Here is a 13,211-nt window from a genome sequence, read left to right as displayed (position 1 = left end):
GGGTTGAGACACCACCGCCGGAGGTCTTTCGGGCGGTCCTGCGCTCCGTTCGCGCCGGCGGACTCAGAACAGTGTCAATGTCTGAGGCGCCGCCGGTGCGACCGGCTTCCCCGCGGACCGCGGCCCGGGAGTCTTTTCTTTGTCGGGCTCGGCCACCTCGACCGGCGTCGACAGTTCGACCACCGTCGGCAGCTCGGGCACCGTCGGCAGCTCCGCGGCCGCCACTTCGCTGCCCGCGGCCGTCACCGCGGCCTGCCTGGCCGCCTCGCCCGCCAACTTGTCGGCCTGCTCGTTGAAGTAATTGCCGACATGGCCACGGACCCAGCGGAACCGGACCGGCCCGGGCCGGGTGGCGATGGCTCGATCGATCTGCTTGATGAGCTCGACGTTCTTCACCGCGCCTCCGGTGGAGGTGCGCCAGCCGTTGACCCGCCAGCCCGAGATCCACTCCGACGCGCATTTGATCGCGTAGAGCGAATCGCTCTCGATGAACAGGGGTTCTTCCCCGGGATGCGCGAGGATCGCCTCCAGCACCGCGCGTAGCTCCGCGACCTGATTGGTCCCGGACGCGGCTCCTCCACTGCGGGAAGAGCCCTGATGATTGACCCACGCCCAGCCGATGGCGCCACCGGGGTTGCGGAGGCAGGATCCGTCGGTGCTCACGATGATCATGGGTGGCACCCTACGCAATCCGACCGACAAGATCGGTACCGTGGAATTCCTCTATCTCCCTTCGCAACTGAGACTCGGTGCGGCGCAGCGCCGATTTCACGGCGGAGTCGACCAAACCGAGGCACAGGCGGCCGAGTAGGCCGCTCGGTGGAGCGTACTCCGCCTCGGACGTCAGCACCGACCGTCCGTAGCCGAGTGGATCGAATCTGAGTGTGAGTGTTCCCGTTAGCCGTCCGCGCAGCGTGTAGCCGATTACCACATTGCGTCGGTACTCGGTGATCTCGCAGAGCACCGCCGGCCGCCACCAGGCCAGCCGCGCTGTGGTCGTGTAGCTCGCCCCGAGGCCGTGATCGATCTCCCCGGTCGGCTCGAAGCCGGCGACAGCGAACATCCAGTCCGGCACGAATAGATGGTTGTCCGTGTAGGTGAAGGCAACCTCGACAGGTGCTCCGACGTCACTCGCGTACTTGATGTGGCCCATAGGCCCTCCCTGTTCCACGGCTGCCGATAAAAGTACTACAGTTCTCCTCTTTATTGGGGGGTTGCCTAGGATTTGGTTGGACGGCTTTCCGCATTGCGACCGGGCGGTTGCTTGGTTGCCGGATGGTGGCGGATCAGAGTTGATCGACCAAATGCTCGGCGATCGGCATGGCGGAGGTCGCCGCCGGTGACGGCGCATTGAGCACATGGATCGACCGCGGCGTGCGCTCGATCATGAAGTCGTGCACCAGAGTGCCGTCGCGCAGCACCGCCTGCGCCCGGATTCCCGCCTCGCGTGGCCGCAGGTCCGCGATCGTCAGCTCGGGACAGTACCGTCGACATTCGGCCAGGTAGCCGCGTTTGAACAGCGAGTTGCGCAACTCCCGCACCCCGGTGCGCAGATGGGTGCGGGCCACCCGGTGGACGCCGGGGAACCCGAGCACCTCGCGGGCGTCGCGGGCATTGACGCTGCCCTTGCGGTAGCCCTCCCTGGCCAGCCCGAGCACCGCGTTCGGGCCGACGGTCAGCTCGCCGTCGATGGTCGGGCTCAGATGTACACCGAGAAACGGCAGGTTCGGATCGGGGATCGGATAGATCAACGTCCGCACCAGCCCGGCGCGTTCGGCAGGCAGCTGGTAGTACTCGCCGCGGAACGGCACGATACGGAAATCGGTGCGCAGGCCCGCGAGCGCGGCCATTCGATCGGCCTGTAGACCGGCACACACCACCAGGGTGCGTGCGGTCCAGGAACCCGAAGGGCCCGCGATCGTCACCGCGTCATCGGTCTCGGTGATCGCATCGATCTCGGCGCCGAGCACAATCTGCCCGCCCGCCCGCCGGATCTCCTCCGCCAGCGCCGTGGTGACGCGGGTGTAGTCGACGATGCCGGTGCTCGGCACGAACAGCGCCCCGACCCCTGTCACATGTGGTTCGCGACGAATGAGCTCGGCGGCGTCGATCAATTCGACATCCACCCCATTGGTCACCGACCGCTCGTGCAGTGCGAGCATTCGCTCGTATTCGGCGGCGTCGGTGGCCACCAGCAGCTTTCCGCACACCTCGAACGGAATCCCGTGCGCCGCGGCGAAATCCTTCGTCCACTGCGCACCCTGCCTGCACAGTTTCGCCTTCAAACTGTCGGGCGGATAGTAGATGCCGGAATGGATGACGCCGCTGTTGTGCCCGGTCTGATGGGTGGCCAACGCCGCGGCCTTGTCGACGAGCACCAGGCTGGCCCCGGGATGGCGCTGGAGAATCCGATGTGCCGTCGCCACACCGACGATCCCCCCACCGATCACGCAGAAGTCTGTTCCGCCGGGTGAGCCTCCCCCGCCGCTCCGCGATTTTTGCCGGTCGTGGGTGCCGCGACTGTTTCGTTGCGGGCCGGGGGTTGTGGTGTTGGGTCGGGTTGTGGGCGTGCCCGGTGAGTCAGCTCCCCCGCCGCTCCGCGATTTTTGCCGGTCGTGGGTGCCGCGACTGTTTCGTTGCGGGCCAGGGGTTGTGGTGTTGGGTCGGGTTGTGGGCGTGCCCGGTGAGTTACCCATGTGCATACGAAATCAGTTGTTGCCGTATGTCGGCAACTGGATGTGGTCGTGCGTGGGTCAGACGTCGATGGTGCTCGGTGCGGTCTTCAGTTGCGGGTGCAGTGTCGAGTCCACAGGTGCGACCGGAGTTTCGGGTGCCGCCGTGTCGGCCCTCGTCGCACTGGTGACTGCGGATTCCTGCGGTGTCGCGTTCGGCGCGTCCTTTGGAGTCGGTGCGGTGTATCGGTTCAGGCGCAGTGCGTGCTCACCCAGGGTCGGGTCGGAAAACGTCACTGTGACCTGACCGTGGGTGTCGAGTTCGGTGCGCACCTGCGTGGTCGCGGCCGGGTCGTTGCCGACGCCGAGCCGGTCCCGGATCGGTGTGGACAGCAGGAAGTCCGACAGCACAGTCAGTGCGTTGGTGTCGACGGTGAAGGCGATGGTGTCGGCGCGGATCGGGGTCAATTGCGCACCGACATAGGTGGTACCGAGCCGGAGCTTTCCGGCCAGGCCTGCCGGAGTGCCGACGGCCGGATTGATATGTGGTGCAGCGATATTCGGGGATGCGGCGGTCGTATCGATGGGCAGGTGCACGAATAGCGCAGGGAGATCGCGACTTCCGCCGATCCGCAGGGCCTCGGAGATGCTGGGGCCGGCGTCGGCGGCGATGTCCTCGGCGGTCGTGGTAGGCGGTGCTGAGAGTTCGCTGCCTGCTCGATGGGTATCGGCCATCTGGTTCACGATGTAGGCCCCGGAGACAACGGTGAGGCTGAGACTGGCTGCGCCTGCGAGCACGATCGCGGCATGCCGAACGACCTGAGCAGGCTTGTGTGCAGTCACGATGCTTTTTCCTTCCCTCCGCCCCTGCTCCCCTTGCAGCGCGGCCCGCATCGTTGAAAGCCGTACACTTGTCCAGGTTACGGTGTTGCCTGTGGGGCTGCCGCATCGGTGAGAGCAGCATCACAAAGCCGGGCGAAGGGTGTCATCAGCGCCAGGATCGCGCATATTTTTCGGATGTTCGATGTTTCCGGCAGCTGACGGGCGGGTAAACCCACTTAGCTGGCGAGCGTCATTCTCGACTGCCACATCGAGACACCCCGGCCAACGGCGTCCGGCCGTCGACACGTACGGCGCACCCAAGTGTGGCGCTCGCCCGCTCCCGAAGCTTGAACGGGTGGTCGGGAAGTACGGCGGGTCAGGCGAACTGACCCGCCGTTCGGCCCTCTCCGGTGTTTCCGGCAAACGCCTGCGCGATCGTCAGCCAGTCCGCGGCGTCCGCGCCGATTGTCTCCAGCGCCAGGTCGTCACGATGACGGCGCTGTGTCGCCATCAAACAGAAGTCGAGGGCGGGTCCGCTGACCCGCTGTGCGGCATCGGCGGGGCCCCACGTCCACAGGGTGCCGTCCGGCGCGGTGAGCTCTACTCGAAATTCCTCGGCAGGCGCGGTTTTGCCGTGCACGGAGTAAGCGAAATTCCTGGTGCGCACGCCGAGGTGGGCCACCGTACGCAGCCTGGCGGTCGGTGTCCTGGTGACGCCGAGGGCGTCCGCCACATCTTGGCCGTGCGCCCAGGTCTCCATGATCCTGGCGCTGATCATCGACGCCGCGCTCATCGGTGGGCCGAACCAGGCCAGCTTGGTGCCCGTGGGCACCGCGCGCAGGGCGGCGGCGAGGGCGGTCCGGCCCCGGCGCCAGCGCTCCAGCAATTCCGGCGGCGGCGTGGCGGCGGCGGCTTCGGCGGCCTCGTCCACAAAGGTCAGCGCCTTCGGTGCGGCCTCGGCAAGCATGTGTGCGAAGCCGGATCCGTCGGTGGCGGCGAGGATGGCCACCTCGTCGGTCCAGGCCAGATGGCCGATCTGATGTGAAATGTCCCAGCCTGCGGCGGGCGTGGGAGTGGACCAGTCTGCCGGCGCCAGCGGCGCGACCAGCAGTTCGAGATCCGCGCATTCCGCTGCGAAGTCGCCGAGTAGCGCGTCGAGGTCAACCATCTGTTTCCTTGCCGGTCGCGGGCACACTGCTCGGTGCGCCGTCGCGCTTCAGCATCGCAGCGGGCCCAGAAAAATGCAAGCATGCGTGCTTGTATTTAGGCGAGGTGGTTACCAACCGAAAACGAGCAGGTGGGTCGCCCCCACGGCCAGGCCCAGCACTGCGCCGTGCAGATAGAGCAGCCAGGCGTCTTGCTCGACCGAGGCGTAGAACATCTCCATGAACTCACCCGGTGTCAGGGTCTGAAGCTTGCGGGCGGCGAATTCATCGATCTTTTTCGCCTGCTCGCGGGTGAACACCTCGTCCTCGACCAGACTCGGCGCCAAGCCGACCGCCGCGCCTGCCGCGCCGACCTTGAGGTTGTCGAACTGGCGGCGTCCGAAGGCCGCGCGCACCAACGAGGTGGTCGGGCCGAGCTGGCGATGGATCTCGTCGGCGATCAATCGCTCCAGCAGCCGGCGGGTCTTGTCGCCGTTGGGGCCCTCGAGCAGTTCCTTCGACAGATTCGGCAGGGTCAACACCTGATAGGCAAGAATGTGCGCGAGGTCGGTCGCGGCCTGTGGCTGCCGCTTGGCCAGCAGCGCCTGCCGCCACAAGTACTTGTAGCGCGGCTGCGGATCACCCGGCTCGAACACCATCTTGACCGCGATCACATTCACGATGACGCCGATCGCCCCGCCCGCAAGCAGCACGATCACCCAGCCCGGCACCCAGCCGAGCACCGGAATATGGCCGTGTGCATGCAGATACAGAGCGAGCAGCAGGCCGAACGGTGCGCCGAGCAAACCGACTCGCACCATGAACTTCAGTTCGGGCGCCGCGATGGTGGTGGTCAGGTCCTTCAGGATGTACGGATTCTCCCGCAGGTACCGGATGACGAAACTCTTGATATCGATGAGCTGATCGACATTGTCACCAAGTGATTCGAAGGCGCGCCTGCACAGGGCGGGTAGTTCGCGATCCACTCTTTGATAGACAAGCTGCTTCATCGCGCGCGGCATGGTGCGCCACAGATCCGGGTTCTCCCGGCGCATCAGCTCGTCGACCAGCGGCTGCACCTGTTTGCTCGCGAGTATTGCTATGTAGTCGGCGATTCCGTCCAAATCCAGTTCGTGGATGAAATCCTTCGGGCTGCCGATCCGCATCAACGCCTTATCGACACAGATGCTTGCCATCTTTTCTGCGCGCGCCGGAATGAATCCCTGGAATCCGAGCCTGCGCCCGTCTCCCGAAAATGTCGGCAGCACCTGGACCCGGCGCGGGAAATAGGGATACAACACGTGCAGACCCGGGATCCGGACACCACGGAATGCGACGGGCCAGAACAACATCAGCACGCCGGTCCAGTTGGTGAGCCAGCCCGCCAATGCGCTGAATATAGGGAAAGTAATCAGATCGACGGTGAACTTGGACTGTCCGGTCAGATCTTCCCAGTCGATGAATACACCGGAGGCGATCACTGACATCGCGGGGTCTCCCTAGTGCTGACCGGGTAGTGACATATCGAGGCCCCAACATTCTCATTGGCTCCGGCGAGTGTCAACGCGGGTCCGGTGCGGCTCGTGACGGCTCACGACGCGACCCCGAACTCGGTCGGAGTCCGGGGTCGCGTCGATGCGAGCGCCTGCTCAGTGCGGCTCGTTGGCCTGCTTCGGCAGACCGAAGACCACCGCGAAGGACACCACCGTGAGCAGGATCGCCACGCTGGTGATCGTCTGCGCCGCCGTCAGCGCCGCGCCCACCCCATCGCCGACCGCGAACCGGCCGAAGAAGATCGAACCGAGCCCCGCCACGCCGAGTGCCGCCGCGCCCTGCTGGAAAGACTCGAGTAGCCCCGAGGCCGAGCCGACCTCGTGATCCTCCAGATCGCCGACGATGATGCCGAACAGCGGGACGAAGATCAGACCCATGCCGAGGCCGTAAACCAGCAGAGCCGGTGCGAATGCCGACGGTGCCGGGGCTTCGGTGCCGCCGAACTGGAAGAACAACGCCACCAGGCCGACCGCCATGCCGAGCAGTCCCAGGTGCAGCACCATGCGGCCGAGCCTGGGGGCAAGGCCGGCGCTCGCGCCGGATCCGAGGAACGCCCCCAGCGCCCACGGCGCCATCGTGAGGCTGGCCTTCAGCGGACCGAAGCCGAGGCCCATCTGCAGGAAAAGGCCGATCGCCAGCGAGAATCCGGCGATGCCGCCGAAGAAGACCATCACGAATCCGATGCCGGAGGTGTAGGACCGCTTGGCGAAGACGCTCATTTCGATCAGCGCGGTGCGGCCGGTGCGTGATCGGCGGATCTGATCGCGAGCGAAGAGGCCGAGCATCGGGACCGACGCGATCAACATCGCCACCGACCACCACGGCCAGCCCAGCTCGCGGCCCTCGACGAGCGGGTACAGCAGCAGACTCATTCCGGTGCCCGCGATGAGCGCGCCGCGCAGGTCCAGACGCATGCCCTCGATCGGCGATCCGGATGGCAGAATCCAGCTGCCCAGTGCCAGCGCGACCGCGCCGAGCGGCAGGTTCATCAGGAAGATCGACCGCCAGCCCGCCCCGAGCAGATCGGCGTCGACGAGCAGCCCGGCCACGATCGGTCCCGCGATGGTCGCGACTCCGATGAGCGGGCCGAAAGCCGCGTAGGCCTTGCCGAGTTCGCGGCCGAACAGATCGCGGATGAGTCCGAAGCACTGCGGCACCATGATCGCCGCGAACAGTCACTGCGCCACCCGGCCGATCAGCAGCGTCTCGATCGAGCCTGCCACGCCGCACAGCAGTGACGTGACGAGAAAGCCGATCAACCCGACCAGCATCACCCGCTTGCGTCCGAACATGTCGCCGAGCCGCCCACCGGTGAGCAGCCCGACCGCGAGTGCCAGCGTGTACCCGGCGGCCAGCCACTGAATGGTGGCGGCCGAGCCGCCGAGTTCGGCCCGGATCGAGGGCGCCGCGACATTGACGATGGTCGCGTCGAGCAGGTTGAGCAGCGTGGCGGCGAGGATGGCGATGAGGCCGAGCCAGCGGCGGGGGTAGCGCTGCTCGACATCCGATTCGGCGGCGGCCGTGGTGGTTTCGACGTGTGGATCTTCGATGACAGTGGTCACGTGCGCCTCCTGGAGCGAGCTCCGATCCGAATAGAACGGAATGTTTAGTTCCGTTTCATTAAAACAGAATACTTCGTTCCATTCAAGGCTGGATATGTCGGGATTCGATGCCGTGGCCGCTTTCCGGCGCAGTATGACCGGGTCGCCTGTGATCTTCCCTTCCGCCTACGGGCTGGCTAGAGTGTCTCTCTAGAGAGTCACTCTATTCTGGAGGCAGTCGTGACCGATCTCGTGGACTACCGGTTCGACAACGGAATTGCGACGCTGACCATGGACGACGGCAAGGTCAACGTGATGACGGAGCCGATGCTCGCCGCGCTGCGGTCCGCATTCGACCGCGCCGAAGCCGACGCTGCGGTGGTGGTGCTCGAGGGCCGTCCCGGCGTGTTCTCCGCCGGATACGACCTGGCCATGTTCGAGGGCGATCCCGAGACGATCACCAGGACCTTGCGTGCCGGCGGCGACCTGGTGCATCGCATGCTGGGCTTCCCTCATCCGGTCGTTGTCGCCTGCACCGGTCATGCCATCGCTCAGGGCGCGTTCCTGATGCTCGCCGCCGACCTGCGGATAGGGGTCGAGGGCCGTTTCAAATTCGGCCTCAACGAGGTCGCGATCGGATTGACGATTCCGCACTACGGCGTCGAGGTGGCTCGCCACAAGCTGACCGCACCCGGATTCGATCGCGCCACCCTCACCGGCGCGCTATACAGCCCGCAGGACGCAGTGCGACTTGGTTTCCTCGACGACCTGGTGCCCGATCCGGCCGAACTGGCACCAAGGGCTCAGTCGGAGGCGGCCCGGTTGACCGGCCTCGTGATGGCCGCGCATCAAGGCACCAAGCAACGAGTCCGCGCCGCCGTGCTCGCCGCCGTGCGTTCCGGCATCGACACCGAATTCCCCGCCACCACATGAACACTCGCGACCGGATCCGCGCCGAAGCGACCCGTCAGCTGCTCGACAACGGCTACACCCGCTTCACCATCACCGCTGTGCGCGAGGCGCTCGGCTTGTCCAGCGGCAGCATGTTCCATGCCTTTGCGTCCAAGCCTGCGCTCGCCGCCGCCGTCTACGTCGACGGCATGCGCGACTATCAGCGCGCCGCACTCGCGGCACTGGACTCGGAGACCGACCCGATGGCGGCACTTGTCGCGATGCTCGATGCCCACCTGGACTGGGTGCAGCAGCATCGCGAGCTGGCCCGCTTCCTCTTCGCCACCCTCCCTGAGGAAGTGGCACGCGAGGCTAGGCCCGCACTGGCGGACCCGAATCGAGAATTCTTCGCGGCGCTCGGCCGCCGCTACGAGCAGCTCGGCCTGACCCCTTCGACCGGCTACCCCCTCGCGCACGCGATCTGGATCGGTCCCGCCCAGGAGTACTGCAGGCAATGGGTGCGCGGCACGGTCGAAACGCCGCCCTCGGCACTGGCCTCGACGCTGCGTCAGGCGGCCGTCGCGGCACTACAAGCCATTGCTTCGGCACCTCATGGCTGAGCCAACCTGCCTTCCGGCTGACACGACCTGTGCCCATGCCTGAGCTGTCTGTCTCGTGCTGGGCTAGCTGTACTGACCTGAGAGGTTAGTAACGCGGCTAGCGGGCGGGTGGCCTGCGAGTGCGGTGTGGCCGCGGTGGTGATTGTAGGTGTGGAGCCAGGTGGTGAAGGCTGCACATCGTTGTTCGTCGCGGCGGTAGAGCTCGACGTAGGCCCATTCGTCAGCCAGGGTGCGGTGGAAGCGTTCCACTTTTCCATTCGTCTGGGGTCGGTAGGGGGTGCGTATGTGGGTGACCGGTCCCGGTCCGGTGGCGAAGGTGCGTGACCGATGGCAGGATCCGTTGTCGGTCGATACTTTTCGGATCTCGATGCCGTGACCGGCGAACCAGGTCCGAGGGCGTTGGATTCGCACTCGACGAGCAGGCGTCCGAATGGGAATCCGGAACGGTAGTCGGCCTAGTCGCATGGGTCTGTGCGCCAGCTGTCCCAGAGGAGATCGCCTGCGAAGGCGAGATCGTCGTAGTTGACGTTTCCCTCGGGGAACATCGGCTCCAGATACTCTGCGGGGTCGGGCCAGGCGGGGGTAGGGCGGATCGGCTCGGGCGGTGCGGGTTTCGGTGCGGCGTCCGGCCGCTGGTGGGCGCGCCGAGCAACAGGCCGGGGCCTGATCCAGCTGTGATCTGGCGGTGGGTACACGTCCGTCGTGTCGGGCATCGCGTTCAGGTGAGGTTCGATCACCCCGTGGTCGTGCACATCCTGAACCGCAGCGTTGCCCGATGAAAATTGTCGGTCCGCAATGGTGGGCTCCAACACATCGGGGCAGTGATGGGACCCCGGCTCCGACGGACATTCGGAATCAGCGTGATTACCAGTGCTCTGCGAATCACGGGTGGATGTTGGCTTCTCCGGCGTCGCCGGACCTTCGAGCGCATCCGCGACTCGCTCTCGCTGCTGTTGTATCCGCGGATCGCCATCCAGCTGTGCGACGGAAACTCTCATCGCGCTGCCCGCCTCGCTCAGCGCAATCGCATGTAACTCGATGATCCGTACGATCAAGTCACGGGAAGGCAGTCGCTCACCGTTTTCATCGAGTCGAATCGCATGCAGCGCACCGTTGGCTCCGACCTCGACAGCGACAGACTGGTCCGTCGACGCCGCAATACCCCTGGTGTGGATCGGCGCTTCCTGCGGCCGCTCGATCTGCCCCGCCACCGGGTCGACATCGCCCATAGTCCGCCCATCTTCATCGATTCAGTGCGATCGCTCTCGTTCAGCGATCGACGTCTCGCGTCTTACAACATGGTTGGACGTGGCGAGTGGGCGATTGGTTCCATCGACTTGTCTCTGGAGACATCGATACCGGTCGCGCCGGCTGGATGGCCGCTGGGAGAGGTGTAGCGGCTGGACCGAGACTCTCGCCGATATTCGACGATTCGCCCTGAGCGAACGTGGCGAGTAGGCCGGAACAAACGTGGAACCGCCGGGGTTGACTGGGCATCGCTCAACTTTTGGAAGGGTCGAACACGTGACTACACCACAGAACCTGCCGGTGCTGTTCCTGACCGATCCGATCGTGCTGCCGGGCATGGTCGTGCCCATCGAACTGGACGAATCGGCGCAGGCCGCCATCGACGCCGCGCGGGCGGCGAAGACCGAAGCGGTGCTGCTCGCGCCGCGACTGACCGAGGGCTACGCCTCCTACGGCGTCGTCGCCACCATCGAACAGGTCGGACGGATGCGCGGCGGCGCGCCGGCCGCGGTGCTGAAGGCCGAACGGCGCGCGAAGATCGGCCACGGGGTGACCGGGCCGGGCGCTGCGCTGTGGGTCGAGGCCGAAGCGGTCGAATCGCCCGCGGCCGATGGGCGCACCAAAGAACTTGCGGCCGAATACAAGAAGCTGGTCGTCTCGGTGCTGCAGCGCCGCGAGGCCTGGCAGATCATCGACGCGGTCAATCAGTTGACCGACCCGTCGGCGATCGCCGACACTGCGGGCTACGCACCGTATCTGAGCAACGACCAGAAGCGGGAACTGCTCGAAACCCCCGAGGCCGGCAAGCGTTTGACCACGCTGATCGAATGGACCAAGGCGCATATCGCCGAGGCCGAGGTCACCGAGAAGATCAGCGACGACGTGCGCGAGGGCCTGGAGAAGAGCCAACGCGAATTCCTGCTGCGTCAGCAACTCAACGCCATTCGCAAGGAACTCGGCGAAGACGAGCCCGATGGCGCCGACGACTACCGGACCAGGGTCGAGCAGGCGGATCTGCCCGAGGACATCCGCGCGGAGGCCTTGCGCGAGGTCGGCAGGCTGGAGCGGGCCAGCGATCATAGCCCGGAATCCGGCTGGATCCGAACCTGGCTCGACACCGTGCTCGAACTGCCGTGGACAGTGAAAACTACTGACAGCACCGATGTCTCGGCTGCCCGTGCGGTACTGGACGCCGATCACCACGGACTCGACGAGGTGAAGGACCGCATGGTCGAGTACCTGGCGGTGCGTTCCCGGCGGGCCTCTCGTGGTCTGGAGGTTGTCGGTGGGCGCGGCTCGGGCGCGGTGCTCGCGCTGGTCGGTCCGCCCGGTGTCGGCAAGACCTCGCTGGGTGAGTCCGTGGCACGAGCCATGGGCCGCAAGTTCGTTCGCGTCGCCCTCGGCGGCGTGCGCGACGAGGCGGAGATCCGTGGCCACCGCCGCACCTACGTCGGCGCGCTGCCCGGTCGGATCGTGCGTGCGATGAAGGAGGCGGGTTCGATGAATCCCGTTGTCCTGCTGGATGAGATCGACAAGGTCGGCTCCGACTTCCGTGGCGATCCGGCGGCCGCATTGCTCGAGGTGCTCGATCCGGCGCAGAACCACACCTTCCGCGACCACTACCTGGATCTGGATCTGGACCTGTCGGATGTGCTTTTCATCGCGACGGCCAATGTCATGGACACCATCCCCGGCCCGCTGCTGGACCGGATGGAACTGATCACCGTCGACGGCTACACCGAGGACGACAAGGTCGACATCGCCCGCGACTTCCTGGTGCCGAGGCAGCTGGAACGCAACGCACTGACCACCGACGAGGTGACCATCACCGACGCGGCACTGCGTGAGATCGCCGCGAACTACACCAGGGAAGCCGGTGTGCGACAGCTGGAACGGCTGATCGCGAAGGCGTTGCGTAAGGCGGCGACTCGGCTGTCGGAGGTCGGAACCGACTCGGCCGCAGCCGAATCGGTGGTGACCGATCTGGGTTATGGCGCAGAACTGGGCTATGACGCGGTGAAATCCGCACCGGATGACGCGCTGACGATCGACCTGGGCGATCTGAAGGAATACCTGGGCCGTCCGCGATTCACCCCCGACTCGGTGGAACGTACCGCGGTGCCGGGTGTGGCAACCGGACTGGCGGTAACCGGTCTCGGCGGCGACGTCCTCTACATCGAGGCCAATGCCGCGGAGGGCGAGCGGTCGCTCACCCTGACCGGTCAACTCGGCGATGTGATGAAGGAGTCGGCGCAGATCGCCCTGACCTATGTGCGCTCGCACCTGGAAGAGATCGGCATCGAACCGTCGGTGCTCGATCGCAATATCCACGTGCACTTCCCGGCGGGCGCGGTGCCGAAGGACGGTCCTTCGGCGGGCGTCACCATGGTCACCGCGCTGGTGTCGCTCGCATTGGGCAGGCAGGTCCGTGCCGATGTCGGCATGACCGGTGAGGTCACGCTGAACGGTAGGGTGCTGCCGATCGGCGGCGTGAAGCAGAAGTTGCTCGCCGCTCAGCGCGCCGGTCTGAAGACGGTGTTCATCCCGGCCCGCAACGAGCCGGACCTGGACGATGTCCCCGCAGATGTGCTGGCGGCCTTGGATGTTCGCCCCGTCGCCGACGTCGCCGACATCCTGGCCTACGCCATCGAACCGGTCGCCGAGCCGGCGTTGGACGGCCGCACCCTGGCGGCCACCGCCTGATCCGGCCGAAACGGG

General features: G+C 66.0%; 10 protein-coding genes and 2 pseudogenes. 3 read left to right on the top strand and 9 right to left on the bottom strand.

Features of this window, described 5'->3' with window-relative positions; all coding sequences use genetic code 11:
• Positions 1–63 precede the first annotated feature (63 nt).
• From OHQ90_RS04640 to OHQ90_RS04610, 7 genes and pseudogenes are all read right to left on the bottom strand, one after another.
• A complete protein-coding gene (locus OHQ90_RS04640) occupies positions 64–672 on the bottom strand; it encodes a ribonuclease H family protein (RefSeq protein WP_328407660.1) in 609 nt (202 codons plus the stop codon).
• A gap of 10 nt (positions 673–682) precedes the next feature.
• Positions 683–1,153 carry an SRPBCC family protein gene (locus tag OHQ90_RS04635; protein ID WP_328407659.1) on the bottom strand — a complete coding sequence of 157 codons (471 nt, stop codon included), beginning with the start codon at positions 1,151–1,153 and terminating at the stop codon, positions 683–685.
• Between the two features lie 133 nt (positions 1,154–1,286).
• Positions 1,287–2,435, bottom strand: coding sequence for an L-2-hydroxyglutarate oxidase (gene lhgO, locus OHQ90_RS04630; RefSeq protein ID WP_442941445.1), 1,149 nt, complete (start codon positions 2,433–2,435; stop codon positions 1,287–1,289).
• Between the two features lie 318 nt (positions 2,436–2,753).
• On the bottom strand, positions 2,754–3,515 hold the full coding sequence (locus OHQ90_RS04625; RefSeq protein ID WP_328407657.1) for a hypothetical protein: 762 nt from the start codon (positions 3,513–3,515) through the stop codon (positions 2,754–2,756).
• 355 nt (positions 3,516–3,870) lie between these two features.
• Positions 3,871–4,662: a TIGR03084 family metal-binding protein gene (locus OHQ90_RS04620; protein WP_328407656.1), complete on the bottom strand. Its 792-nt coding sequence runs from the start codon at positions 4,660–4,662 to the stop codon at positions 3,871–3,873.
• Between the two features lie 108 nt (positions 4,663–4,770).
• On the bottom strand, positions 4,771–6,126 hold the full coding sequence (locus tag OHQ90_RS04615; RefSeq protein ID WP_328407653.1) for a hypothetical protein: 1,356 nt from the start codon (positions 6,124–6,126) through the stop codon (positions 4,771–4,773).
• 162 nt (positions 6,127–6,288) lie between these two features.
• Positions 6,289–7,755 (bottom strand): annotated as a pseudogene (locus tag OHQ90_RS04610) (MFS transporter).
• A gap of 219 nt (positions 7,756–7,974) precedes the next feature.
• On the opposite strand from OHQ90_RS04610, the gene OHQ90_RS04605 reads away from it, so the two are divergent.
• Together OHQ90_RS04605 and OHQ90_RS04600 are read left to right on the top strand one after the other, a co-directional pair.
• Positions 7,975–8,667, top strand: a complete 693-nt coding sequence (locus OHQ90_RS04605; RefSeq protein WP_328407652.1) for a crotonase/enoyl-CoA hydratase family protein — start codon at positions 7,975–7,977, stop codon at positions 8,665–8,667.
• Complete coding sequence (locus tag OHQ90_RS04600) at positions 8,664–9,245, top strand: TetR/AcrR family transcriptional regulator (protein ID WP_328407650.1); 582 nt, start codon at positions 8,664–8,666, stop codon at positions 9,243–9,245. The genes OHQ90_RS04605 and OHQ90_RS04600 overlap by 4 nt, the downstream gene beginning before the upstream one ends.
• Before the next feature lie 63 nt (positions 9,246–9,308).
• Here OHQ90_RS04600 and OHQ90_RS04595 read toward each other — a convergent pair.
• Positions 9,309–9,644, bottom strand: a pseudogene (locus tag OHQ90_RS04595) (integrase core domain-containing protein); the annotation flags it as partial.
• Between the two features lie 56 nt (positions 9,645–9,700).
• Positions 9,701–10,474, bottom strand: a complete 774-nt coding sequence (locus tag OHQ90_RS04590; protein ID WP_328407648.1) for a hypothetical protein — start codon at positions 10,472–10,474, stop codon at positions 9,701–9,703.
• Positions 10,475–10,829: 355 nt separating this feature from the next.
• Here OHQ90_RS04590 and lon point away from each other — a divergent pair, with 355 nt between their 5' ends.
• Positions 10,830–13,196 carry an endopeptidase La gene (gene lon, locus OHQ90_RS04585; RefSeq protein WP_328412543.1) on the top strand — a complete coding sequence of 789 codons (2,367 nt, stop codon included), beginning with the start codon at positions 10,830–10,832 and terminating at the stop codon, positions 13,194–13,196.
• Positions 13,197–13,211 lie beyond the last annotated feature (15 nt).

Source organism: Nocardia sp. NBC_00403, assembly GCF_036046055.1.
Classification (GTDB): Bacteria; Actinomycetota; Actinomycetes; order Mycobacteriales; family Mycobacteriaceae; genus Nocardia.
Note: the sequence above shows the minus strand (reverse complement) of the source record. Positions and strands in the feature narration are given on the sequence as shown.

Coding starts and splice junctions, on each gene's coding strand:
- OHQ90_RS04590 (WP_328407648.1), bottom strand. CDS start 10,474: ATGGGCGATGTCGACCCGGTGGCGGGGCAGATCGAGCGGCCGCAGGAA.
- OHQ90_RS04640 (WP_328407660.1), bottom strand. CDS start 672: ATGATCATCGTGAGCACCGACGGATCCTGCCTCCGCAACCCCGGTGGC.
- lon (WP_328412543.1), top strand. CDS start 10,830: ATGGTCGTGCCCATCGAACTGGACGAATCGGCGCAGGCCGCCATCGAC.
- OHQ90_RS04615 (WP_328407653.1), bottom strand. CDS start 6,126: ATGTCAGTGATCGCCTCCGGTGTATTCATCGACTGGGAAGATCTGACC.
- OHQ90_RS04635 (WP_328407659.1), bottom strand. CDS start 1,153: ATGGGCCACATCAAGTACGCGAGTGACGTCGGAGCACCTGTCGAGGTT.
- OHQ90_RS04620 (WP_328407656.1), bottom strand. CDS start 4,662: ATGGTTGACCTCGACGCGCTACTCGGCGACTTCGCAGCGGAATGCGCG.
- OHQ90_RS04600 (WP_328407650.1), top strand. CDS start 8,664: ATGAACACTCGCGACCGGATCCGCGCCGAAGCGACCCGTCAGCTGCTC.